The following is a 22,567-nucleotide window of genomic DNA, read 5'->3' on the forward strand; positions in this document are numbered from 1 at the left end:
GGGGTCTCGATTAGACGGATCGGCGAAGGGTTTGCGGCCCGCGCGGGCCGGTTCCTAGGGTCGCCGCCATGGACGATCTTCTGGTACGGCCCGTCGATCCCGCGTCGTTGCCGGCGGCGACGGGCGACTACACGCACGGCACCGTGGTGACCGGTGCCCGGCGCACCCTGTTCGTCAGCGGCCAGGTCCCCTGGGGCGGGCCGGGCCCGCTGCCGGATGACTTCGACTCCCAGTGCCGCCTGACGTGGCGCAACGTGCTCGCCGTGCTGGCCGAGGCCGGCATGGGGGTGCGCAACCTCGCCAAGGTCACGACGTACCTCTCCGACCGCCGGTATCGCGAGGCCAACAGCCGCATCCGCCAGGAGGTGCTCGGCGACCACCGGCCCGCCCTCACCATCGTCATCACCGGCATCTACGCCGAGGAGTGGCTGCTGGAGATCGAGGCGATCGCCGTCGAGGGCTAGCCGGCGTTCAGGTCCAGCAGGTCCCAGCCCAGCGGGGTCAGCTCGTGCCGGGCCGTGCGCGCCACCCGGGTGGTGACGACCAGCCCGGCGCGCCGCAGGTTGGCCACGTGCGCCGAGGCGGTCGCCGGCGTGACCCCCAGCGCCGCGGCGAGGTCGGCGGTGCCGCACCCGGAACGGCGGGCGAGAGCCCGCAGGACGGCCGCCCGGCGCTCGCCGACCGCCCCCGCCAGGCGTCCGTCCGGCCAGTCGCGTCCCCCGCTGTCGCGCCAGAACGCCCCGGCGGTGCGCGCCGGGTAGAAGAGCATCGGCTGCTGCCGGTCGTTGAGCTGCCGGTGCACCCCGTCGGTCAGGAACATGCTCGGCACCAGGACCAGCCCCCGGCCGCCGAGGGCGTGGTCGGGCGCGACCGGCCCGGCGAACTCCAGGTACGGATGTTCCCAGCGCACGTGGGGAGGGCAGAGCGTGGCGAGCATGGCCTCCACCCCGTGCCGCGCCGCGAGCCGGGCACGATAGGCCACGTCCGCCGCGAGCTGGGCGCGCAGCCGCGGCCAGTCGGCGGCCAGCACCGCCCGGTGGAACGCCGCGAACGCGTCCCGCAGCGCTCGCCGGGCGCGGGTGGGCTGGCGCAGCAGCGTGCCGACGACCGGCGGGACGGTCTCCAGCACCCCGGCGAACGCGGCGGTGTCCTGCAGCACCGGCGCGGCCGGGTCGTCGAGTGCCGCGTGAAGCTCGTCCTCGAACGTCATCGGGCCGGCGGCGGGCTGCGGCGTCAGGAAGTCGGGCAGATGCCTGGGGTGCGCCGAGCACAGGGCCACCACCGGCCGGGCCGCCGCGGGCAGCGCCGCCCGGCCGGCGTGCCGCCAGGCGGCCAGGCCGGGCGGAGGCGCCGGCAGCCCGAGGCCGCGCGCCGCCTTCAGCGTCTCCTGGAAGGGCAGGACGGCGAAGCGGACGCGGCCGAGGTCCGAGTCGGAGAACACCAGACGCGGCATGCGCCCGAGGCTAGCCGCACCGGGCGCCTGCCGACGGGGCTCTCTTCGCATCCTGTATGACGCGGCACGGCCTGGGTCTCGGGCGTGCCGGATCACCCGCCGACGGCATCACCGAGATCCACCGGGCGTTCCGTGAACCCGTGGGCGTGGGTCAGGTCGGCGACCCGCTTGAGCTCCGTCATGTCGAGTTCGGCCGGATAGGAGCCGAACGTCATGGCGGCCGCCTCCTCGGGGGAGGTTTTCGTGTAGGTCGGCACCACCTCACGCACCTGACGGGGATCGCTCGCGATCAGGTGCCGCGCCTTGGCCAGCGCGCGCTGGAAAGCCGCCAGCGTGCGCGGGTGCTTCCGGACCCACTCGGCGGTGGCCGCCAGGCCGGCGGTGTGCAGGTCCGCGAACTCCCGGGGGATCGCGTCCGCCAGGATCCGCGAGCGCTCGCCGCCCACGGTGACGAACGGCTCTGCCAGCAGGGCGGCGTCGAACTGCCCGCTGTTCAGCGCGTGGAGCATCTCGGGATAGGGCTTCTCGACCATCACGACGTCCCGCGGCTTCAGCCCGGCCCGCTTCAGCGCGGCCGTCACCGTCAGCTGCCCGAGACCTCCGAGGTTCGGGATCGCGATCTGCTTGCGCTTCAGGTCGCGCACTGTCCTGATCCTCGACTTGGCGCTCACGACGATCGCGAGGTCTCCCGGCGAGGACCGGTACAGGCCGGCGACGATCCTGAAGTCCTTGCCCTTCTCGTTCGCCCGGAAGAGGGTGGCGTAGTCGGTGTACGCCAGATCCAGCGCGCCGACTTCGACCTGCGCCGTCGCGGCCCCCGCGCCGGTGACGAACACCGGCTCCACCGTGAGGCCCTCCTCCTGGAAGTAGCCCTCGGACTGGGCCACGAACACGGGCGCCGACTCCACGGTCGGCACCGTCCCGACCTTGATGACCGGCAGCTCCGGCGGGGCGGACGGGCGGGCGGCGGCGCGCGGCTCACCGGGCAGCGCCCGCACCGCGACGGTGACCGCGATCATGGTGACGACGACCACCGCGGCGGCGGCGAACGCCATGACGTTGCGCCGCCTGCGCTGATGCACGGCGACCGCCCGGGCGGCCAGGTCGCGCTCCGGCATGTCGTCCGCGATGCGGCCGAGCTGTTCTCCGAGCCAGGTCATCGGCGTGCCCCCTCACTTCGGGCCGGGTCCTCCAGAACGGGCAGTCTGGGCGCCAGTTCCGGCGCGAGCGCGCGCAGGCGCGCCAGGGCGTGGTGCGCCTGGCTCTTCACGGTGCCGACGGAGCATCCCAGCAGGTCGGAGACGTCACGTTCGGTACGGTCCTCGTAGAAGCGCAGGACGAGCACGGCGCGCTGCTTGGGCGTCAGCCGCATGAGCGCCTGGCGCAGGACGATCCGCAGGACGGCGGAGTCCTCGCAGGAGTAGGCGCGCTCGGGCGGCTCGGCGCTCGGCACCTCGCCGGAACCGCGCCGCCGTCGCCACGAGATGTACTGGTTCACCATGGTCCTGCGCGCGTAGGCGTCGAGGTTGTCGATGTGGCGTAACTTCGGCCACCGCCCGATCATGCGGACCAGCACGCTCTGCCAGAGGTCCTCCGCGAGGTGGACCTCTCCGGTGAGCAGGTAGGCCAGGCGCATCAACGGGCGTTGGTGAGCATCCACGAACGCCCGGAAACCGGCATCGCGATCCAACGTCTCTCCTCAGGTCGATACCCCCCAGACGCCGTGGCCGCCGTGGAAGGTTGGCACTTCTGAGGAGGGAGTGACGGTCAGCTCCAGATCGACACGTGGACCGGGGGGCGGAAGCGCGCTCGGGGGATGCCCTCGTCCGGGGAGCGCATCACCTGGGTGGCCGCCGGGGTCGTGAGGAAGTCCAGGAAGGCGTCCGCCGAGGCCGACCGGGTGCCGGGTTCCAGGACGGTCGCGTACCAGGAGACCGGCATGGGGGTGGCCGCCGTCTCCACGACCACCAGTTCCCCGCGCCGGACCTGGGACGCCACCAGGTGCGCGACGGCGGGGGCGACGCCGGCGCCCTCCGCCGCCGCCTTCCATGCCGCCGTCTGGTTGGCGAAGACGCGTACGTGCGACTCCGGTACGCGCAGCAGCCGCAGCAGCCGGCCGCTGTCGCCGGCCGGGTCGGTGCCGGAGGGACCGACGAGCCAGTGGTCGCGGTGGCCGTGCGGGGCGGCGACGGCGACGAGGCGGCAGCGCAGGACCGGCCGGCTGACCAGTCCGGGGCCGGTCAGCTGCGGTCCGACGGCGACGTCGGCGAGGCGGCTGGTGAGCAGCAGCGGCATCTCGGCGGTGGCGGCGACGCCGGTGCTGGCGTCCATGGACTTGCGCTGGTTGAACAGGCAGACCAGCGGCCCTGCGACGTGCTCGGCGAGGACGCCGTCCATGACCACGTGCAGCCGGGCCGGGCCGCCGGGCTGGACGGCGGCGACGGCCTCGGCGCCGAGTGCGACGATCTGGGAGGCGATGCCGAGCAGGCGGCGGCCGCCCTCGGTGAGCACCATGCCGCCGGCGGAGCGGGTGAGCAGGGGGTCGCCGAGGTGGCGGCGGAGCTGCGCCAGCGATTGCGACACGGCGGGCTCGCTGATGCCGAGCGCGCGGGCGGCGGCCTTGACGGAACCGAGGCGGGCCACGAAGACGAAGGCGCCGAGCTGGCTCAGGGTCACCCTTTCTTCATAGATTCCCGGCGCGGATTAAGGAATCCCTTATTTCTGGATTGTCCAGCCGAAAGGGTGACAGCACTGTGCAGGCATGCAAGTTCCCGCGACGTTCGCGTACGAAAGAGCGGGCAGCGTCCCGCACGCGTTAGAGCTGCTGGACAGGTACGGCCCCGACGCCCGGGTCGTGGCCGGCGGCCACAGCCTGATCCCGATGATGAAACTGCGCCTGGCCCAGCCCGAGGCGCTGATCGACATCAACGGCCTGTCCGAGCTGGCCCAGCTCTCGGTGGAGGACGGCGAGCTGGTCATCGGCTCGATGGTGCGCCACGCCGAACTCCTGGCCAGTGCGGTCGCCACCGGACCGTACCCGATCTTCGAGGACGCCGAACGGGTGATCGCCGACCCGATCGTCCGCAACCGGGGCACGGTGGGCGGCTCGCTCTGCCAGGGCGACCCGTCGGAGGACCTGGCGGCGGTGTTCGCGGCGCTCCGCGCCACCGCGGTCATCCAGGGCCCGGCGGGTGTCCGGAAGGTCCCGGTCAGGGAGTTCCATGAGGGACCGTACGAGACCGCGGTCGGCGACGGGGAGCTGCTGCTCGCGCTCCGGGTGCCGATCCTGGACGGGGCGGGGAGCGCGTACGAGAAGGTGGAGCGGCGCGTCGGCGACTGGCCGGTGGCGGCGGCCGGGGCGGTGCTCCAGCTGGACGGCGGGGTGATCGCGCGGGCCGGGATCGGGCTCACGGCGGTCGGCGCCGAGCACTTCTGCGCGCCCGAGGCGGAGGCGCACCTGATCGGGAAGCCGCCGGGCGTGGAGGTGTTCGCGGAGGCGGGCCGGATCGCCGCCGAGCACTGCGAACCCCACTCCGACCAGCGGGGACCCGCCGACTACAAGCGCCACCTGGCCGCCGAGCTGACCCGGCGGGCACTGGCCAGGGCTGTGGAGAGGATCTGACATGCGGATCACGGTGACGGTGAACGGGCAGCCGTACGAGCGCGACGTGGAGCCGCGGCTCCTGCTGACCCACTTCCTGCGCGACGAGCTGGACCTGACGGGCACCCACTGGGGCTGCGACACCTCCAACTGCGGGGTGTGCACCGTCCAGCTTGACGGGGTGCCGGTCAAGTCGTGCACGGTGCTGGCGGTGATGGCCGACGGCCACGAGGTGACGACCGTCGAGGGGCTGGAGAAGGACGGTGAGCTGGACGCGGTGCAGAAGGGGTTCGTGGAGTGCCACGGCCTGCAGTGCGGGTTCTGCACGCCGGGGATGCTGCTGACGGCGCGGTGGCTGCTGGACAACAAGCCCGACCCGGACGAGGGCGAGATCCGCGAGGCGATCTCCGGCCAGCTCTGCCGGTGCACCGGTTACGAGAACATCGTCCGGTCCATCCGCTGGGCGGCAGAGGCGGAGGCGAAGTCATGAGCTTCGGACGCATGCACCGCAAGGAGGACGCCCGCTTCATCCGGGGCCGCGGCAATTACGTCGACGACGTCAAGCTGCCCGGCATGCTGCACGGCGCGATCCTGCGCAGCCCCTACGCGCACGCGCGGATCGTGTCGATCGACACCTCGGCGGCCGAGGCGCACCCCAAGGTCAAGGCCGTCGTCACCGGCGCCACCCTCGCCGGGCTGAACCTGGCCTGGATGCCCACCCTGTCCAACGACGTGCAGGCGGTGCTCGCCACGGACAAGGTGCGCTTCCAGGGGCAGGAGGTCGCGTTCGTGGTGGCCGAGGACCGCTACGCGGCGCGCGACGCCCTGGAGCTGATCGAGGTCGAGTACGAGCCCCTGGACGCGGTCATCGACGCCAGGACCGCGCTCGACGCGGGCGCCCCGGTGATCAGGGACGACCTGGAGGGCAAGGCCGACAACCACATCTTCGACTGGCAGGCGGGCGACAGGGCCAGGACGGACGAGCTGTTCGAGCGGGCCGAGGTGAAGGTCGCGCAGGACATGCTCTACCCGCGCGTGCACCCGGCGCCGCTGGAGACGTGCGGCGCGCTCGCCGACTTCGACAAGGTGACCGGCAAGCTGACCGTGTGGTGCCCGACGCAGGCGCCGCACGCGCACCGGACGCTGTACGCGATGGTGGCGGGCCTGCCCGAGCACAAGATCAGGGTGATCTCGCCGGACATCGGCGGCGGGTTCGGCAACAAGGTCGGGATCTACCCCGGGTACGTGTGCGCGATCGTCGGCTCGATCGTCACCGGCCGCCCGGTCAAGTGGATGGAGGACCGCTCGGAGAACCTGATGAGCACCTCCTTCGCCCGCGACTACCACATGCACGGCGAGATCGCCGCCGACCGGGACGGCCGGATCAAGGCGATCCGGGTGAAGGTGCTGGCCGACCACGGGGCGTTCAACGGCACGGCCCAGCCGACGAAGTTCCCCGCCGGGTTCTTCCACGTCTTCACCGGCTCGTACGACCTCGAAGCCGCGCACTGCGAGGTCACCGGCGTCTACACGAACAAGGCGCCAGGAGGCGTCGCGTACGCGTGCTCGTTCCGCATCACCGAGGCCGTCTACCTGGTGGAGCGCCTGATGGACGTGCTGGCGGCCGAGCTGGGCGTGGACCCGGCCGAGCTGCGCATGCGCAACCTGCTCAAGCCCGACCAGTTCCCCTACACCTCACCCACCGGCTGGGAGTACGACTCGGGCGACTACCCCAAGACGCTGAGGCTGGCGCTGGACATGGCCGGCTACGACGAGCTCCGCGCCGAGCAGGCCGCCAAGCGGGCCAGGGGCGAGCTGATGGGCATCGGCATCAGCTTCTTCACCGAGGCGGTCGGCGCCGGGCCGCGCAAGCACATGGACATCCTCGGCCTCGGCATGGCCGACGGCGCCGAGCTGCGCGTGCACCCGACGGGCAAGGCGGTGCTGCGGGTGTCGTGCCAGTCGCAGGGCCAGGGGCACGAGACCACGTTCGCCCAGATCGTCGGGAACGAGCTGGGCATCCCGGCCGACGACGTGGAGGTGGTGCACGGCGACACCGACCAGACGCCGTTCGGTCTCGGCACGTACGGGTCGCGCTCGACGCCGGTGTCGGGCGCGGCGACCGCGGTGGTGGCCAGGAAGGTGCGCGACCGGGCCAAGCTGGTGGCCGCGGCCATGCTGGAGGCCAGCCCGGACGACCTGGAGTGGCAGGACGGCAAGTGGTCGGTGGTCGGCGACCCGTCGACCGCCAAGTCGCTCGCGGAGATCGCGCTGGCCGCGCACTCGAACCTGGAGCTGCCCGAGGGCGTCGAAGGGCACCTGGACGCGGTGACCGTCTACAACCCGCCGAACCTCACCTACCCGTTCGGCGCCTACATCTGCGTGGTCGACGTCGACCCGGGCACCGGGCAGGTGAAGGTGCGCCGGTTCGTGGCGGTGGACGACTGCGGGGTGCGCATCAACCCCATGATCGTCGAAGGGCAGGTGCACGGCGGCCTGGCCGACGGGGTGGGCATGGCGCTCATGCAGGTGATGGCGTTCGACGAGGACGGCAACCACCTGGGCGCCTCCTTCATGGACTACCTGCTGCCCACGTCCATGGAGTGCCCGTCGTGGGAGCTGGGCGAGACGGTCAGCCCGTCGCCGTTCCACCCGATCGGGGCCAAGGGCGTCGGCGAGTCGGCCACCGTCGGCTCCCCCGCCGCCGTGGTCAACGCCGTGGTGGACGCGCTCGCGCCGTACGGGATCCGGCACGCGGACATGCCGCTGACCCCGGCGAACGTGTGGCGGACCATCGACGGGCGGCCGTTCAGGACGGACCTGGCCATCTCATGAGCGAGTTCATCGGCATGCCGGCGCCCCGCCGCCGTGATCGGACGGGCGGGGCGCCGGCCCCGCCGCGCGACGTGCGGGAGCGGGCCGCCGAGCTGCGGTCCGGGCGGGAGCCGTACGTGCTGGCCACGGTCGTGCGCGCGCAGCGGCCGACCAGCGCGAAGGCCGGCGACCGGGCGCTCGTGCTGGCCGACGGGACCGTGGAGGGGTTCGTCGGCGGGCACTGCGCGCTCGACACGGTACGGGCCCAGGGGCTGCGGCTGCTGGAGCCGAGGCGCACCGGGCACTCGACGCTGCTGCGCATCACGCCCGAGGAGGGCGAGCCGCGCGAGGAGGAGGGGCTGGTCGCCGTCGGCCAGCCGTGCCTGTCCGGCGGCACGCTGGAGATCTTCCTGGAGGCCGTGCTGCCGCCGGTGCTCGTGCACGTGTACGGTGACGGGCCGATCGCGCGGGCGTTCGCCGAGGTGGGGCGGGCGCTCGGCTACCAGGTGGAGGCGTCGGCCGACCCGTGGGCCGCGATCGCCGCCGACACCACCGCGGTGCTGGTGGCCTCGCACGGCGTGTCCGAGGAGCCGGTGCTGCGGGCCGCGCTGGCGGCCGGCGTCCCGTACGTGGGTCTCATCGCCAGCCGCAGGCGGGGAGCAGACGTGCTGGCAGGGGTGGACGGCGGCGACCGGGTGCGCGTGCCGGCCGGGCTGGACATCGGCGCGCGGACGCCGGGAGAGGTGGCGGTGTCGGTCCACGCGGAGATCATCCAGCTCGGCGTCCGGTCCTAGCTCCCGGCCAGCGGGCAGGCCCTTACTCCGTTAGAGTCTGGGGTGCACAAAGGCATGCCGGGCGGAGGAAACGGTCGGTTGAGTCGACGGGATGACGACGGCGAGAGGACAGCGACGTTGGGGCAGCAGGGCCGCTCCGCTGGCACTCCGCTGACGCCAGAGGACCCGCCCGCGATCGGGCCGTACGAGCTGGCCGGCCGGCTCGGGTCCGGTGGCATGGGCACCGTCTATCTGGCGAAGGGGCCGGACGGCGCGACGGTGGCGCTCAAGGCGATCCGGCGTGACTTCACCGCCGACCCCGTCTACCGGGCGCGCTTCCACGAGGAGGTGTCGAACGCGCGCAAGGTCGCGTCGTTCTGCACGGCCCGGGTGCTCGACCACGGTGAGCACGACGGGGTGCTCTACCTCGTCACCGAGTTCATCGACGGCGTCTCGCTGGAGGACCACCTCATCGAGCACGGCCGGCTGTCGCCGTCGATGCTCCACTCCGCGGCCGTCGGGGTGGCCGCGGCGCTGACCGCCATCCACGCGGCCGGGCTGGTCCACCGCGACCTCAAGCCGGCCAACGTGATGCTGACGCTGGCCGGGCCGCGAGTGATCGACTTCGGGCTGGCCAGGTCCACGCACGTCAGCTCGCGTCACACGAACGCCGGCATGGTGATGGGCACGCCGGGGTGGATCGCTCCCGAGCAGGTCTTCGAGGGCCGCACCAGCCCGGCGGGCGACGTGTTCGCGTGGGGGTCGCTGATCGCGTACGCGGGGCTGGGCGGGCATCCGTTCGGCGAGGGCGACGCCTACGTGATGGCGGCCAGGGCCCGCACCGCCCCGCCCGACCTGCGCGGGCTGCCCGCGCCGCTCGACCGGCTGGTGGCCGCGGCCATCCATCCCGACCCGGCGCGGCGGCCGACGGCCAAGCAGCTGCTGCTGGAGCTGGTGAGCGCCACCGACGAGCCGGCGGCCCAGCTCGCGGCCTCCCGCCATCTCACGGACTCCTGGAACCCCGCGGAGTTCCCCCCGCTGGCCCACCGTCCCGGCGCGCACCCTCACCCGGGCCCACGTGCCCCGCACCAGGGCGGCAGGGCGGAGCCGCACCCCGAGACCTCCGGCCGTTTCGCCCGCCCGGAGCCGGGCGCGCCCCACCAGCCCCCGCCGGGCGCCCCCAGCGGCCCCCCGCCCGCCGACACTTCCGGCCGCTTCCCCATGCCGGCTCCCGACGCGTCCCGTCAACCGGCTCCCGCAGGCCCCGCCCCGAGACCCACCGACGCCCCACCCCCAGCCGAAACCCCTGGAAACTTCCCGGGCGCGCACCAGGCACCGCCTGCCGAGGCGCCCGGACACTTCCCAGGCTCCGGGCAGGGCGCGCACCAGGCGCCGCCCGCGGAGACGTCCGGGAACGTGCCGCGGCCGGGGCCGGGCGGGCCGCATCAGGGGCCGCGCCCCACCGTTCCGCCTGCCGAGACGTCGGGGAACTTCCGGCGTTCCGGGCCCGGAGGGCCGTACCAGGCGCCGCCTGCCGAGACGTCCGGGAACGTGCCGCGGCCGGGGCCGGGCGGGCCGCATCAGGGGCCGCGCCCCACCGTTCCGCCTGCCGAGACGTCGGGGAACGTGCCGAGGTCCGGGGGGCGTGGGCCGCGTCAGGGGCCGCCCGGCGAGGCGTCGGGGACCTTCCAGGGGCCGCGGCAGGCGGCGCCCATGCCGCCCGCCGAGACGTCCGGGCGCTTCCCGCGGCCGGGGCGTCAGGCGCCGCAGGTGCCTCCGCATCAGACCGGGCAGGGCCCGCTGCCCCGCCGTGGCCCGCTGCCGCCGGGCGCCCGGCCCGCCAAGCCGGGCCGGAACCTGTTCACCGGCTGCCTGGCCGCCGTGGTGATCATGCTGGTCCTGCTCGCGCTGCTGGTCGCCGTGCTGGTGTGGATGTCCCGCGGCCCATCCGCGGGCGAGGCGGGCAACCCGGTACAGGACGGCAAGCTGACCTTAACCGTCAGCGACACCGAGTGCGCCGAGCCGCCCTCGTCCGGGATGCCGCCCGCCTGCCGCGTAGCACTCGACCGAGTCAGGTGATCGGCGGACGCTAAGGTCTCGACCGAGGCTCAGGTGTCTGCTGAGGCGCGGGCCAGGAGGACGGGCTCGGTGATCGGGGACTCGTGGGTGCCCGGCACCGTGCAGGCGTGCGCCCCGGCGACCGCCCCCAGCGTGACGCACCGCTCCAGCGGCAGCCCGTTGAGCGTCCCGTACAGGAAGCCGGAGACGAACGCGTCGCCCGCGCCGTTGCTGTCGGCGACCGGTGCCGGCAGCGGGGCGGCGGGGAAGGCCCGCACCTCGCCGCCGCGCGTCAGGACGAGGCAGCCGCCGGCGCCGCGGGTGCAGACGACGGTGCGGGCCCGCCCGCGGGCCAGGATGCCGCGCATCGCCGCCACCGGGTCCTCCAGCGCTGTGGCTGACAGGAACACCAGGTCGGAGCGGTACGCGAAGTCCCGGTGGAAGTCGTCGGCCCCGTCCCAGTCGTGCAGGTCGGTGGAGACGGGCACGCCGCCGAGGTCATCGAAGACGTCGCGGCAGATGTCGGAGAGCGACACGTGCACGTGACGGGCCTGGACGCCGGCGTAGAGCGCGCGGGGCAGGCGCTCGCCGGGGGTGGCCTTGGCGTCGAAGAACGACGTGCGGCGGCCGTCGGGGGCGACCAGCAGGACGCTGCGCCGGGTGCCCCCGGCGGCGGTGCCCCACGCGCAGGCGACGTGGCGCAGCGCGTCACGGACGAGCGCGCCCTGCGGATCGTCGCCGATCAGGTCGGCGAAGGCGACGTCCATCCCGAGGGCCGCGCACCCGAGGCTCACCCCTGACCCGGTGTTCCCGATCCGATCGACCACGGGCGGCACCGGATAGGTGTCACGGTAGGGCAGCGGCAGCCCCGGCACGTAAACGGTGGTATCGACCCCCGCCCCGCCCAGCACCAGCACGTCACACGTCACAGTCCCGCCCTCCCTGACACAGCCACCTCGCACGAGCACTCACGGCGGCCACAGAGGCACGCATAACGACGCCCGGCCCGAGGGGTTCCCCAAGGCCCTTGCCTGCCCCGACAACGGCCCGCGGCCACCCGAAGCGGCCCTCAGCCGGGGGTTCCCAGAAGAATCACCCGAAAAGACCCTCAACTCCCCGACAGCGAGCCCCCGGACATGCGAAGCGACACCCAGCCGCAGGTTCCAGAACCATCACCCCGCAAACACCCTCAACTCCCCGACGGCGAGCCCCCAGAGCGGCACCCTGCCGGAGATTTCCGGAATCATCACCCGAAACCGACAGCGAGCCACCGGACACCAGGAGCGGCACCCGGCCAGGGGTTGCCAGAACCATCACCTGTTGACCAGCGGGCCGGAGCCGGTGGAGCCGCGGACCACCAGCTCGGGCTGGAAGATGAGCTCGACGTGCTTGGCGGACGCGCCGCCGACCTCTTCGAGGAGGGTCTGCACGGCGGCCGTGGCCATCGGGCCGATCGGTTTGCGCACGGTGGTCAGCGGCGGGTCGGTGAAGGCGATGAGCGGCGAGTCGTCGAAGCCGACCACCGACACCTCGCCCGGCACGGTGAGCCCGCGCTGGCGGCAGGCGCGGATCGCGCCCAGCGCCATCAGGTCGCTGGCGCACACGATGCCGGTGCAGCCGCGGTCGAGGAGCTGCGTGGCGGCGGCCTGGCCGCCCTCGACGGAGAACAGCGAGTGGGTGATGAGGTCGTCCACGTCGTCGGCGCCGAGGAGCACCCTCATGGCCTCGCGGAAGCCTTCGATCTTGCGGATGACGGGGACGAACCGGCGCGGCCCGAGCGCCAGCCCGATGCGCTCGTGGCCGAGGTCGGCCAGGTGACGGACGGCGAGGCGGGCGGCCATGCGGTCGTCGGCCGAGATGAACGGGGCGTCGATGTGCTCGTTGTAGCCGTCGACCAGCACGATCGGCAGGCCGCGGTCGGTGAGCCGGGTGTAGCGGTCCATGCGGGCGGTGGTGTCGGCGTGTAACCCTGACACGAACACGATGCCGCTCACCCCGCGGTCGACCAGCAGTTCGGTGAACTCGTCCTCGGGGGCGCCGCCGGGCAGCTGCGTGCAGAGCACGGGCGTGTAGCCGTGCTGGGTCAGCGCCTTCTCGATGGCCTGCGCGAACGCCGGGAAGATCGGGTTGTCGAGCTCGGGGGTGACCAGCCCGATGAGGCCGTTGCTGCGCTGGCGCAGCCGGGGCGGCCGCTCGTAGCCCATGAGGTCGAGCGCGGTCATGACCGCCTGGCGGGTCGTCGCCGAGACGCCCGGCTTGCCGTTGAGCACGCGGCTGACCGTGGCCTCGCTCACCCCGGCCTGGGCGGCGATGTCGGCAAGGCGGGCGGGTCCGTTCATCAGAAACCTCCGAGTAAGCCCCCGCCTTCAGGCGGGGGAGGAATCGGACCCTTGCGGAGCATCACAAGAGGCAGGCGATTCACGGTCCGGCACATCGTCTCATATCGAACAGCAGTGCGAACCGGCCTCGATCGTCCGGCAGACGGCCCGAGGCGCTCGCCGTGGGGTCGGCGGAGCGCCGGAAGGCCTGTGGAGCCGGTGTGGGACCTCAACGAGAATCCTCTCGCGCGGGCGACGGGCCGTGAAGCGGGAACCCGTCAGGCCGGATGCCTCATTCTCCACCAGGCCGCCGAATCGGGCGCGCCGGGCTCGTCCGAGGCCAGGAGGAGGTCGCCGTCGACGGCGAAGCCGACCGGTGACCCTGTCAGGTTGACGGTGCACAGCAGGTCGCCCCGCGACAGCACGAGGGTCCCCTCGGGAGAGTCGTGCCAGGTCAGGTCGCCGTCGAAGGAGCGGCGCAGCCGGAGCGCCTCCCGGTAGAGCTCCAGGGTGGAGCCGGGCACGCCCTGCTGGGCCTCCACGCTGAGCCCGGCCCACGCGGCGGGGATGGGCAGCCACGGCTCACGCCAGCCGAGGTCGCGCGTCCAGGGCAGCGGCACCCGGCAGCCGTCGCGGCCGCTGTCGGGGTCGCGCAGCCGCTGCGGGTCGCGCAGGACCTCCTCCGGCAGGTCGAGCACCTCGGGCAGGCCCAGCTCGTCGCCCTGGTAGATGTAGGCGGAGCCGGGCAGGGCGAGCGTGAGCAGGGCGGCGGCGCGGGCCCTGGCCAGGCTGCCGTAGCGGGTGACGTGGCGCTTGACGTCGTGGTTGGACAGCACCCAGGTGGTCGGCGCGCCGACCGAGGCGGCGGTGGCGAGCGAGCTGTCGATCACCTCGCGCAGCGCCTGAGCCTCCCAGGGGGCGAACAGGTAGTGGAAGTTGAACGCCTGGTGCAGCTCGTCCGGCCGCACGTAGAGGGCCAGGCGCTCGGGGGTGGGCGCCCAGGCCTCGGCCACGCCGATCCGCTCCCCCGGGTACGAGTCGAGGATGCGCCGCCACGACCGGTGGATCTCGTGCACGCCGTCGTTGTCGAAGTACGGCACCACGTCGTTGCCGATGAGCCGGGTCTGCCCGGAGTGACCGATGTCGGGCAGGCCGGCCGGTTTGACCATGCCGTGCGCCACGTCGATCCGGAAGCCGTCGACGCCCAGGTCGAGCCAGAAGCGCAGGATCGACTCGAACTCGGCCCGCACCTCGGGATGCTCCCAGTTGAGGTCGGGCTGGGAGGGGTCGAACAGGTGGAGGTACCACTGGCCGTCGGCGACCTGGGTCCAGGCCGGGCCGCCGAAGATGGACTCCCAGTCGTTGGGCCGGTCACGGAAGACGTAGCGGTCGCGGTTGGCCCCGCGCAGCGCCTCCTGGAACCAGGGGTGCTGGTCGGAGGTGTGGTTGGGCACGATGTCGACGATCACCCGCAGGCCGAGCCCGTGTGACTCGTCGATCAGCGCCTTGGCGTCGCCGAGCGTGCCGAAGAGCGGGTCGACGTCGCGGTAGTCGGCGACGTCGTAGCCGAAGTCGGCCATCGGCGAGGGGTAGAAGGGCGTCAGCCAGATCGCGTCCACGCCGAGCGCGGCGAGGTAGGGCAGGCGATCACGGACGCCTATCAGGTCGCCGACCCCGTCGCCGTCGCCGTCGGCGAAACTACGCACGTACACCTGGTAGATCGCGGCGTCCCGCCACCACGTCGCCATAAGCCACCCCCTGAGTCCCGACCATTGAAAGACCTTACCGCAAGTTTTCGCAAGCCCTTCCAAGTAACACATTTCGGAAATAACGGCGTAAGGCACCCCAAAACTCTCGACCGAAACCAGGTATCAGCAGAACTTTTATGTCAAGGGTGGACATGCAGTGTTAATGCGCGATGTACTACCTCTTCAATCCGTCCCCGTCACAGGTGACACGCGCGCAAGGTGTGGGCCCATGAGCTCAGTCGTTCTCGACAACGTGACCAAGGTGTATCCAGGTGATTACCTGGCGGTCGACAAGCTGAGCCTTAGGGCCGAGGACGGCGAGTTCCTCGTCCTCCTCGGCCCGTCCGGTTGCGGCAAGTCCACACTGCTGCGCATGATCGCCGGCCTTGAGGACATCACCGAGGGCGAGCTCTGGCTCGACGGCCAGCTCGCCAACCACGTGGCCCCCCGCGACCGCGACGTGGCCATGGTGTTCCAGAGCGGCGCGCTCTACCCGCACCGGACCGTGCGCGGCAACATCGCCTTCCCCCTGGAGATCGCCAAGGCGGACCCGCAGATGGTGCGCGACCGCGTCACCGAGTTGTCCAAGGCCCTGCACATCGACGAGACCCTGGAGCGGCGGCCGGGAACGCTCTCCGGCGGCCAGCGCCAGCGGGTGGCCATGGGCCGCGCGATCGTCAGGCAGCCCAAGCTGTTCCTGATGGACGAGCCGCTGTCGAACCTGGACGCGGGGATGCGGACCGAGTTGCGCATGGAGATCTCCGCGCTGGTCAGGTCGCTCGGCATCACCACCATCTACGTGACGCACGACCAGGTGGAGGCGCTGACGCTGGCCGACCGCATCGCGATCCTGAACCGCGGCGTGCTGCAGGACGTCGGCACTCCGGCCCAGATTTACAACGATCCAGCGACCGCCTTCGTCGCCGCGTTCCTCAACTCCCAGCAGCTCAACCTGCTCTCGGCCAACGTGCACACGCCGCAGAACCAGTTCGTCCTGCTCGACTTCGGCCCGCACCGGCTGTCCATCCCGTGGAGCGACCCGCGCGCGTACGCGATCTCGCAGCACACCGGCGGGCAGGTGCTGGTCGGCATGCGGCCGGACGGGCTGGCGCCGGTGCCGGAGTCGTACGACGGACCGGCCTTCTACGGGCGGGTGCGCACGCTGGAGTATCACGGCCACGAGTGGATGGCCTACATCGAGTGCGGGGTGCCGGCCGTGCCGGTGCCCGAGCCGCCGGACCCGCGCGAGGGGCGCAACGGCCATCACGCCGCCTCGGGCGGGATCGGCGCGCTGATGCGGCGCATGTTCCCGCAGCGGGAGGAGGAGCCGCAGGAACAGGAGCAGGTCGGCCAGAACGTCGGCAACGGCGTGCACCGCCGCGCCGACCTGACGGTCCGGCTGGGCAACCGCCCGGTGTGGCGTACGGGCGACGCGGCCAAGGTGGGCGTGGACATGAGCCGGTTGATGATCTTCACCCCCGACGGCGCCCGCATCGACAAGCCGCGCCGCTAGACACCGCACGTCGCCGCCTCCCTCGCCGGAGCCCTCGCAGACAGGTACGCGCCCGCGCGCCCCGGGGTTCGATCCCGCGATGGCTCACCGGGGGCGCGGCGGGGGCACGACCGACCAGCGCGGGCCGTCGGGGGTGTCTTCCACCAGCACGCCGCCCTCCAGCAGGGCCTCGCGCAGCGCGTCGGCCACCTCGTAGCGGCCCTGGGCGCGCAGCTCGCCGCGGAGCGCCAGGAGCGGGCCCATGACGGTGTGGACGCCCGCCGTGGCCGCCTGCTCGCCGAGCCGGGCGATCAGCAGCCGCATCAGCTCTCTGGCCTGGTCGACGCCGCCCGCGTCTTCCTCGGTGTCGGCCGCCCAGGAGACGATCCCGGCCTCCAGCTCCAGCACCGCGCGGGCGGCCGCCGCCAGGTCGGGCGCGGCCACCGCCGCGGCGAAGGCGCGCTCGGCGGCACTCATGGTCTCCTCCAGCGTCACCCCGGCCTGCCGGACCGCCGGCGGCGGGGCCGGGACGGGCGTGCCGGCGCCGCCCTCGGCGAGGCGGCGCAGCTCGGCGAGCCCGGTGCGGGTGCCCGCGGGCAGCACGGTGACCGAGCCGGGCAGCCGGACCGTGACGCCGCCGCGGCCCGCCACCTCGACGGCCTCCGTCTCCAGGTCGATGACGAGCGCGGTGTGCTCGTCGACGCCGAGCACGGCGGTGCCCGGCGGCAGCTCGCGCTCCATCCGCGACAGCCGCCGCTCCCCCAGGTAGCAGTAGCGGGTGTCGTGGGTGCCGCCCTCGGCGTTGTCGAAGTGGGGGATCAGCACGGCGTGCAGCCCGAGCGGCTCCAGCAGGTCGATGCCCTCGCGCCAGCAGGGCTCGGCGCCGACCTTGTAGATCTCGTACACCGGCACCGTCGCCAGGCCGGCCGTGCAGGCGGCGGCGGAGGCGAGCACGGTCACCCCGGACCGCGCCCGCACCCTGGCCCGCAGGTCTCCGGCCACGCCGGAGTGGGTCCAGCGGTCGAGCGCGTAGGTGGGGCTGCCCGGCCCGGAGAACACCCAGTCGGCGCCGGCGACGCCGGGCGCCACCTCGACGTCCAGGCCGACACTGCGGGCGAAGTAGCGGCGGGCGCGCGCGGAGATGTCGGCCGCGTTCTCCTGGAACGCGTACGGCGTGTCGAGCAGCACGGCCCGCGCCCCCGGCCGCAGTCGGCGCGCGGCGGCGCGGTGCACCTCCACCATGGTCGGGCTCGTCTCTCCCGATCCCATCAGCACGAGCAAGCCGGGCATGGGCCCTCCCCCTTCCGTCGTCCGCCTCCCGACCACTACCGCAAGAGAGGCGACACACATGCGGGATTTACGTTATTGCGTATGATTGGCAGTAAGCTGCGGACGGTGACGGGAAGACACGTGGTCTGGGTCGAGACGCTCATGCTAAGGGCGGACGCCGACAGTTCGTGGGCTTACCGGCGCGCCGAGACGCGTCCGGAGCCCGGCGAGAGCCCCGACGAGGCCGCGCGCCGCGCCTGCGGGATCTCCGCCGGCGACCCGCTCACCGTCGTCCACTCCACGAGCTGGCGCCACCTGCCGGGCGGCGAGATCGTGCTCACCTACGCGGTGTGCCCCGACCCCGCGCCGTGGCTGCCCGCCGTCGCGCTGCCCCGGCTGGAGCTCGCCATGGGCGCGGCTCCCGCCCGGCCCTCGCCGGAGCGGGTGGAGGTGGCCCACGTGGCCGCGCACGCGGTCCGCCACCTGGCGTTCCTGATGACGGAGGACCCTATCGTGCGGCGGACGTTGCTGAGGCATCCTCTGCTGGCCCCCGCGCTGGAACGGTGGACGACCTCGACCGCGCGATCCGCCGGCCCAGCTCCTGCATGGGCCGCTCCACGAAGCGGTACGTGAACGCGCTCACCAGCACCACCATCGTCAGCGCCAGCGCCGTCATGGCGAGCTGGTAGGGCAGCGGCTCCGCCCGGAGGTCGCCGGACACCCAGGTGAAGTACCTCAGCAGCGGGTGGTGCACCAGATAGAGCGAGTAGCTGACGAGCCCCAGCCAGACGAGCACCCGGGGCACCCGCCGCCCGCGCAGCGCCATACCCGCCGCGAACGTGGCGGCCACGAGCACGATCGTGGTGATCCAGATGTCGGGCTGGACCCACCACCACCCGGCCATGATCGCCCAGAACGGCACGCAGGCGACCGCCACGAGCGTGACCGCCACCGGCCACAACCGGCCCTCGCCCCGCTCCCAGCGGTAGATCGCGGTGCCGGCGAACATCAGCGCCAGCACCGCCACCCCCACCCATGGCACCCGGCTGCCCAGCACCAGCAGCGTCAGCGCCATCACGCCCAGCACGGCCGCGGCCGTCCGGCGGAACCGCCCGGTGATCAGGCAGACGAGGCCGGTCACGAACACCGCGCACGACACGTACGCGACCCAGCCGCCGGTCAGCACCCCCCGCGTCATCAGCACCCCGGTCGCCACCGCCCCGGCCGCGAACAGCATCGCCAGCAGCCCGCTGCGGTGGTGCAGCCGGACCATGAACAGCGCCGTGACCATCAGGTAGAACACCATCTCGTACGAGAGCGTCCACATGGTGTCGGCGACCCCGGCCACGTCCACGACGTCGAGCAGCATGGTGGCGTGGCCGGCGACCGACGCCCAGTCGCGCTCGACCGCCTCGCGGACCGGCACCCACCAGTGGAGCGCGACCACCAGCAGGCCGACGGCCAGGAAGAGCGGGTAGAGGCGGAACACGCGGCTGAGCCAGAACGTGCGCACGTCGCCGTGGCGCTCCAGCGACGCCGGGATGATGTAGCCGCTGACCAGGAAGAACACGAAGATCCCGTACACGCCGAGATGGAACCACTGCGGGCGCACGGAAGGCAGGAACCACGGGGTCATGTGCTCGGCGACCACGGCCAGCGCGCCGATGCCACGCAGCGCGTCCAGCCACGCCAGGCGTGGCTGGGCCGGAGCGGAGGCTTCTGACACCCGCCCAAACCTACCCGTACCCATAGGAGAAATGCTCGGCGATCAACAACAACCCCGAAATCTTCTCCCTAAAGCCACAGTCTTCCCATCCCGGACGAACTACCGGGTCCGCCTCAGCGGTGGGTGGACGAAAAGGCGGGGTGGTCGGTGGCGGAGGACCGTCCGACTTCCGGATCCGCGTCAGCGGTGGGTGGACGGTGCCGGAGGGCCGTCCGGAGCGTGTGGACGGGCCCGCGGGCGTACGGGCGGTCAGACGCGGGCGGCCAGGGCGGAGACGACGTCCACGATGCGCACGGCCCGTTCCAGCTCGGCGCGGTGGAACCCGGGCCCGTCGGCCCGGGCCACGAGCAGGTGCAGCTGGTACGCGGTCATGGGCAGCAGCATGAGCCGCACCTTCTCGCCGTCCAGCGTGGCGGCGCGCGGCGGCGGCTCGGGCAGGTCGACGAGTTCGGGCGCGGCGATGGAGCTGTGGACCACCGAGCCGCCGGCATAGGCCACCGACCATTCCGCGCCGCACAGGCCGGGCAGCGCGTCCACCAGCGTGGCGAGGCCGCGCGACGGCTCGGCGGCCACGTGCATGAGCAGGTCGTAGTCGGGCGCGGAGCCGGGGACCTCGCGGGTCGGCCACACGCCCTCCACCCGCACGCCTGGCACGGCGGAGAACCGCTCCCGCACCTCGTCCGCGCCCGCCGGGCCCGGCCAGGACACCACGAAGTCGTCCACCGCCCTGCCCATCTCACGTTCGAGCACGGTGACCTGGAGGATGTCGGCGCCCAGCGTGCCCAGCACCTTGGCGACCTGGCCGAGCCCTCCCGGCCGGTCGGCTAGCGACACCCTCAGTCGCAGCAGCATTGCCCCTCCCCTTTTCCGAGGCTTTCACAGTGCCGCGGAGAGGTTTCCGGCATGTTCCACGGATATGTCACGCTTGCTGCGCTTAATCCCAGCATGCAGCTTCCATACCGGTTCACGCCGCCAAGAACCGGGCAAGACTGACCGCGTATTGCGCCAAGCCGCCGTCAGGCGCGCTCCTGCAGCACCCGGCCGTCGCCGTCGAGGTCGTCGAAGAACACGAGTTCCATCGGCCGCCCCGCCCTTCGGCGAGCGTGCCGTCCCGCTCGTAGTGCTTGACCGCGCTCACATGGAGCAGCCCGAGCCGGGCGGCGTCAGCCGGACCACCCGCGTCTCCTCGTTCACCCGCGAGTCGTGGTCCACGGTGAACCCCAGCCGCTCGCTGTAGGACCCCTTGGCCTTCTCCACGTCGGCGACGGGGATGGGGACGACTTCGATCTTCCAGCCCATGGGTCTCTCTCTCGTCGCTTTCACAGGAAGCGTCGTGCGGATCGCGCCCGTTTCGACACCACCACAGGGTCGCGGATAGGTAATCATTGATCTCGGTCACGAGGGTGGCCTGAGAACGGTTGCAGAGAGCGCGGTACGGTGAGGCGCAGAGGATGGCCTGGATGGCTGCATGTCGGCGTGCTGGAGCACAGGCTGACGCGGATGTGGGAGCCGGGGACGCTGCCGCCGCCGGAGTCACTCGTGGCCGTCATGACGCTCGCGGCGGTGCCGCGCGCCCTGGGCGCCCGCCTGGCCGACCACCTCGACGGCGGCCTGGTGGTGGGCCCCGGCTCCGTTCCTGACCTGCCGGCCTTCGAGAAGCTGCGCGCCATCCCGCTGCCGCAGCAGGAGGGCACGTGGGAGCGGAGCGCCGGCGTCTACGACCCGGTCCTGCGCCGCATCGCGGTCGGCAGCGTACCCTCGCCGTCGGTCAACGTGTGCGGTCACGAGCTGGGCCACGCCATCGACCACTCCGACGGCCGGCCCTCGGCCGACCGCTGGTGGACCTTCCTGCACGCGCTGCGCCGGCCCCGGCTGGAGTCGCCGTACCGGCAGGACGTGTCGGAGCTGTTCGCGGAGAGCTTCGCGTGCGTGCTGACCCGCCGCACCGGCAGGCTGATCACCTTGCTGGGCGGCGACGAGCCCGCCGCCCGCCAGGTCTACGACTGGATGTCGAGCCGTTACGGCATCGGCTGACGTTACTGGTAGGCGCCCGCGTGGCGGGTGGAGGAGGGCAGCGGCTTGCCGGTGATGTCCTTGGCCAGCGCGGCGCCGCCGAACCACGACGGGCCGAGGCGGACCGCGCGGCCACGGGCCGGCGACGAGGGCGCCAGGCGCAGGTTGGTCCGCGAGACGAAGCGCGGGTCGGCCATGACGGAGCCGGAGCCGAGCTTGAACTCGGCCTTGCGCGCCTTATAGACGCTGCTCGCCTCGTCGGCGCCCTTGGCGTCCTCGTAGCCGGCCGTGCCGCCCACCACGATGACGTTGTTGCGCAGCTTCAGGATCGACGGGGAGCAGCCGTCGTGGCAGGACCAGCCGATGGTGTCGCGGGCCGGCATGTAGACGGAGTTGTGCACGGCCGTGGTGCCCTTGACCGGGCCCACGACGTGGCGGGCGCCGCGGGTGACGAGGAAGGAGCCGGTCTTCAGCGAGGAGGTGACGACGTTGAAGGCGAACACGTTGCCCGTGGCGGTGTCGCCCTTCTTGGCGCCGAGCTCGCTGAAGGTGTTGTTGTCGTGGGTGCGGTTGTGGGTGATCCGGTTGCGGTTGCCGCCGAAGATCTCGATGGCGGCGCCGTCGACGCCGTAGTCGTAGCTCTTGGCGTGGCTGCCGGTGATCGTGTTGCCGGTGACGAGGTTGTCGTCGCCGTTGAGCAGGATGCCGAAGGCGCCGGAGTCGTTGTCGCCGCCCTTGTCGTTGACGCTCATCCGGTTGTTCCTGGTGAAGGTGCTGTCCTTGATCGTGTTGCGGGACCCGCTGGGGGTGACGGTCGCGCCGGTCACGTTGCGGTCGGCCTGCACCTTGGACAGCACGTTGTGGTCGCCCTTGATCTCGAACCCCGCCCAGGCGCAGTTGCTGGCGCGCAGGCCGCTGATGCGCCAGTGGTCGCCGGCGACGACCACGCAGTTGGCGTCCCTGCCGCCGATCCTGGGCAGCGCGCCCTTGCCGTAGGCCTTGACGGTGATGGGCGAGCGGGCGGTGCCCTTCGCGGCGAGTACGAGCGAGCCGGTGAAGCTGCTGCCGCGCTTGACGGCGACGGTGTCGCCGGGCTTGAGGTCGGCGGCGTTGACCGCGTCGAGCGACCGCCACGCCCGGTCGGCGGCGGTGCCGTCGGCGGCGTCGTCACCCGCCTTGGAGTCCACGTAGTAGGTGGTGCCGGCGTGGGCGGCCGCCTGGGCCGGCAGCGGCAGGGCGGGCAGGAGCGAAGCCAGGACGGCCACGGACAGCAACCTCATCGGGCACACCTATAACTCGATC

The 22,567-nt window shown here is 72.6% G+C and carries 20 protein-coding genes; 8 read left to right on the forward strand and 12 right to left on the reverse strand.

Annotated elements, in window-relative coordinates; translation table 11 throughout:
* Nucleotides 1-68: 68 nt before the first annotated feature.
* A complete protein-coding gene (locus tag ACIBF7_RS11260) occupies nucleotides 69-464 on the forward strand; it encodes a RidA family protein (protein ID WP_148032420.1) in 396 nt (131 codons plus the stop codon).
* On the opposite strand, the gene ACIBF7_RS11265 is transcribed toward ACIBF7_RS11260, so the two are convergent.
* From ACIBF7_RS11265 to ACIBF7_RS11280, 4 genes are all read right to left on the reverse strand, one after another.
* Nucleotides 461-1,453, reverse strand: a complete 993-nt coding sequence (locus ACIBF7_RS11265; RefSeq protein ID WP_397197015.1) for a DUF5937 family protein — start codon at nucleotides 1,451-1,453, stop codon at nucleotides 461-463. The two genes, ACIBF7_RS11260 and ACIBF7_RS11265, sit on opposite strands and share 4 nt — an antisense overlap.
* Nucleotides 1,454-1,545: 92 nt before the next feature.
* A complete protein-coding gene (locus tag ACIBF7_RS11270) occupies nucleotides 1,546-2,613 on the reverse strand; it encodes an ABC transporter substrate-binding protein (RefSeq protein WP_397197016.1) in 1,068 nt (355 codons plus the stop codon).
* On the reverse strand, nucleotides 2,610-3,143 hold the full coding sequence (locus tag ACIBF7_RS11275) for a SigE family RNA polymerase sigma factor (protein WP_397197018.1): 534 nt from the start codon (nucleotides 3,141-3,143) through the stop codon (nucleotides 2,610-2,612). Before ACIBF7_RS11275 ends, ACIBF7_RS11270 begins: the two co-directional genes overlap by 4 nt.
* A 77-nt stretch (nucleotides 3,144-3,220) precedes the next feature.
* Nucleotides 3,221-4,129, reverse strand: a complete 909-nt coding sequence (locus ACIBF7_RS11280) for a LysR family transcriptional regulator (RefSeq protein WP_271280189.1) — start codon at nucleotides 4,127-4,129, stop codon at nucleotides 3,221-3,223.
* Between the two features lie 85 nt (nucleotides 4,130-4,214).
* Between ACIBF7_RS11280 and ACIBF7_RS11285 the strand changes: the two genes are divergently transcribed.
* The 5 genes from ACIBF7_RS11285 (at nucleotide 4,215) to ACIBF7_RS11305 (ending at nucleotide 10,720) form a co-directional block, all read left to right on the forward strand.
* Entirely contained in the window at nucleotides 4,215-5,075 is an 861-nt protein-coding gene (locus tag ACIBF7_RS11285; RefSeq protein ID WP_397197019.1) for an FAD binding domain-containing protein, read from the forward strand.
* Nucleotide 5,076: 1 nt separating this feature from the next.
* Nucleotides 5,077-5,544: a (2Fe-2S)-binding protein gene (locus ACIBF7_RS11290; RefSeq protein ID WP_148032426.1), complete on the forward strand. Its 468-nt coding sequence runs from the start codon at nucleotides 5,077-5,079 to the stop codon at nucleotides 5,542-5,544.
* Nucleotides 5,541-7,889 carry an aerobic carbon-monoxide dehydrogenase large subunit gene (locus ACIBF7_RS11295; protein WP_397197020.1) on the forward strand — a complete coding sequence of 783 codons (2,349 nt, stop codon included), beginning with the start codon at nucleotides 5,541-5,543 and terminating at the stop codon, nucleotides 7,887-7,889. Before ACIBF7_RS11290 ends, ACIBF7_RS11295 begins: the two co-directional genes overlap by 4 nt.
* Nucleotides 7,886-8,662: an XdhC family protein gene (locus tag ACIBF7_RS11300; RefSeq protein WP_397197021.1), complete on the forward strand. Its 777-nt coding sequence runs from the start codon at nucleotides 7,886-7,888 to the stop codon at nucleotides 8,660-8,662. Before ACIBF7_RS11295 ends, ACIBF7_RS11300 begins: the two co-directional genes overlap by 4 nt.
* A gap of 117 nt (nucleotides 8,663-8,779) precedes the next feature.
* Entirely contained in the window at nucleotides 8,780-10,720 is a 1,941-nt protein-coding gene (locus ACIBF7_RS11305) for a protein kinase (protein WP_397197022.1), read from the forward strand.
* A 29-nt stretch (nucleotides 10,721-10,749) separates the two neighbouring features.
* On the opposite strand, the gene ACIBF7_RS11310 is transcribed toward ACIBF7_RS11305, so the two are convergent.
* The 3 genes from ACIBF7_RS11310 to ACIBF7_RS11320 form a co-directional block, all read right to left on the reverse strand.
* On the reverse strand, nucleotides 10,750-11,628 hold the full coding sequence (locus tag ACIBF7_RS11310) for a carbohydrate kinase family protein (protein ID WP_397197023.1): 879 nt from the start codon (nucleotides 11,626-11,628) through the stop codon (nucleotides 10,750-10,752).
* A 384-nt stretch (nucleotides 11,629-12,012) separates the two neighbouring features.
* Nucleotides 12,013-13,038 (reverse strand): LacI family DNA-binding transcriptional regulator, encoded by a 1,026-nt coding sequence (locus ACIBF7_RS11315; RefSeq protein ID WP_271279752.1) that lies wholly within the window; start codon nucleotides 13,036-13,038, stop codon nucleotides 12,013-12,015.
* A gap of 257 nt (nucleotides 13,039-13,295) precedes the next feature.
* Entirely contained in the window at nucleotides 13,296-14,765 is a 1,470-nt protein-coding gene (locus ACIBF7_RS11320) for a glycoside hydrolase family 13 protein (RefSeq protein WP_148032431.1), read from the reverse strand.
* A 229-nt stretch (nucleotides 14,766-14,994) separates the two neighbouring features.
* Between ACIBF7_RS11320 and ACIBF7_RS11325 the strand changes: the two genes are divergently transcribed.
* On the forward strand, nucleotides 14,995-16,278 hold the full coding sequence (locus ACIBF7_RS11325) for an ABC transporter ATP-binding protein (protein WP_271279751.1): 1,284 nt from the start codon (nucleotides 14,995-14,997) through the stop codon (nucleotides 16,276-16,278).
* Nucleotides 16,279-16,362: 84 nt separating this feature from the next.
* Here ACIBF7_RS11325 and ACIBF7_RS11330 read toward each other — a convergent pair whose 3' ends face one another.
* From ACIBF7_RS11330 to ACIBF7_RS11345, 4 genes are all read right to left on the reverse strand, one after another.
* Complete coding sequence (locus ACIBF7_RS11330; RefSeq protein ID WP_148032433.1) at nucleotides 16,363-17,547, reverse strand: hypothetical protein; 1,185 nt, start codon at nucleotides 17,545-17,547, stop codon at nucleotides 16,363-16,365.
* A 487-nt stretch (nucleotides 17,548-18,034) separates the two neighbouring features.
* Entirely contained in the window at nucleotides 18,035-19,252 is a 1,218-nt protein-coding gene (locus ACIBF7_RS11335) for an acyltransferase (RefSeq protein ID WP_261808638.1), read from the reverse strand.
* 249 nt (nucleotides 19,253-19,501) lie between these two features.
* Complete coding sequence (locus ACIBF7_RS11340) at nucleotides 19,502-20,104, reverse strand: amino acid-binding protein (protein WP_187281236.1); 603 nt, start codon at nucleotides 20,102-20,104, stop codon at nucleotides 19,502-19,504.
* 282 nt (nucleotides 20,105-20,386) lie between these two features.
* Complete coding sequence (locus ACIBF7_RS11345; RefSeq protein WP_271279748.1) at nucleotides 20,387-20,551, reverse strand: hypothetical protein; 165 nt, start codon at nucleotides 20,549-20,551, stop codon at nucleotides 20,387-20,389.
* Nucleotides 20,552-20,728: 177 nt separating this feature from the next.
* Between ACIBF7_RS11345 and ACIBF7_RS11350 the strand changes: the two genes are divergently transcribed.
* Entirely contained in the window at nucleotides 20,729-21,286 is a 558-nt protein-coding gene (locus ACIBF7_RS11350; protein WP_148032436.1) for a hypothetical protein, read from the forward strand.
* Nucleotides 21,287-21,288: 2 nt separating this feature from the next.
* On the opposite strand, the gene ACIBF7_RS11355 is transcribed toward ACIBF7_RS11350, so the two are convergent.
* Nucleotides 21,289-22,545 (reverse strand): right-handed parallel beta-helix repeat-containing protein, encoded by a 1,257-nt coding sequence (locus ACIBF7_RS11355; protein WP_261808640.1) that lies wholly within the window; start codon nucleotides 22,543-22,545, stop codon nucleotides 21,289-21,291.
* Nucleotides 22,546-22,567 lie beyond the last annotated feature (22 nt).

The organism is Nonomuraea sp. NPDC050478 (genome assembly GCF_044458265.1).
Taxonomy (GTDB): domain Bacteria; phylum Actinomycetota; class Actinomycetes; order Streptosporangiales; family Streptosporangiaceae; genus Nonomuraea; species Nonomuraea ferruginea.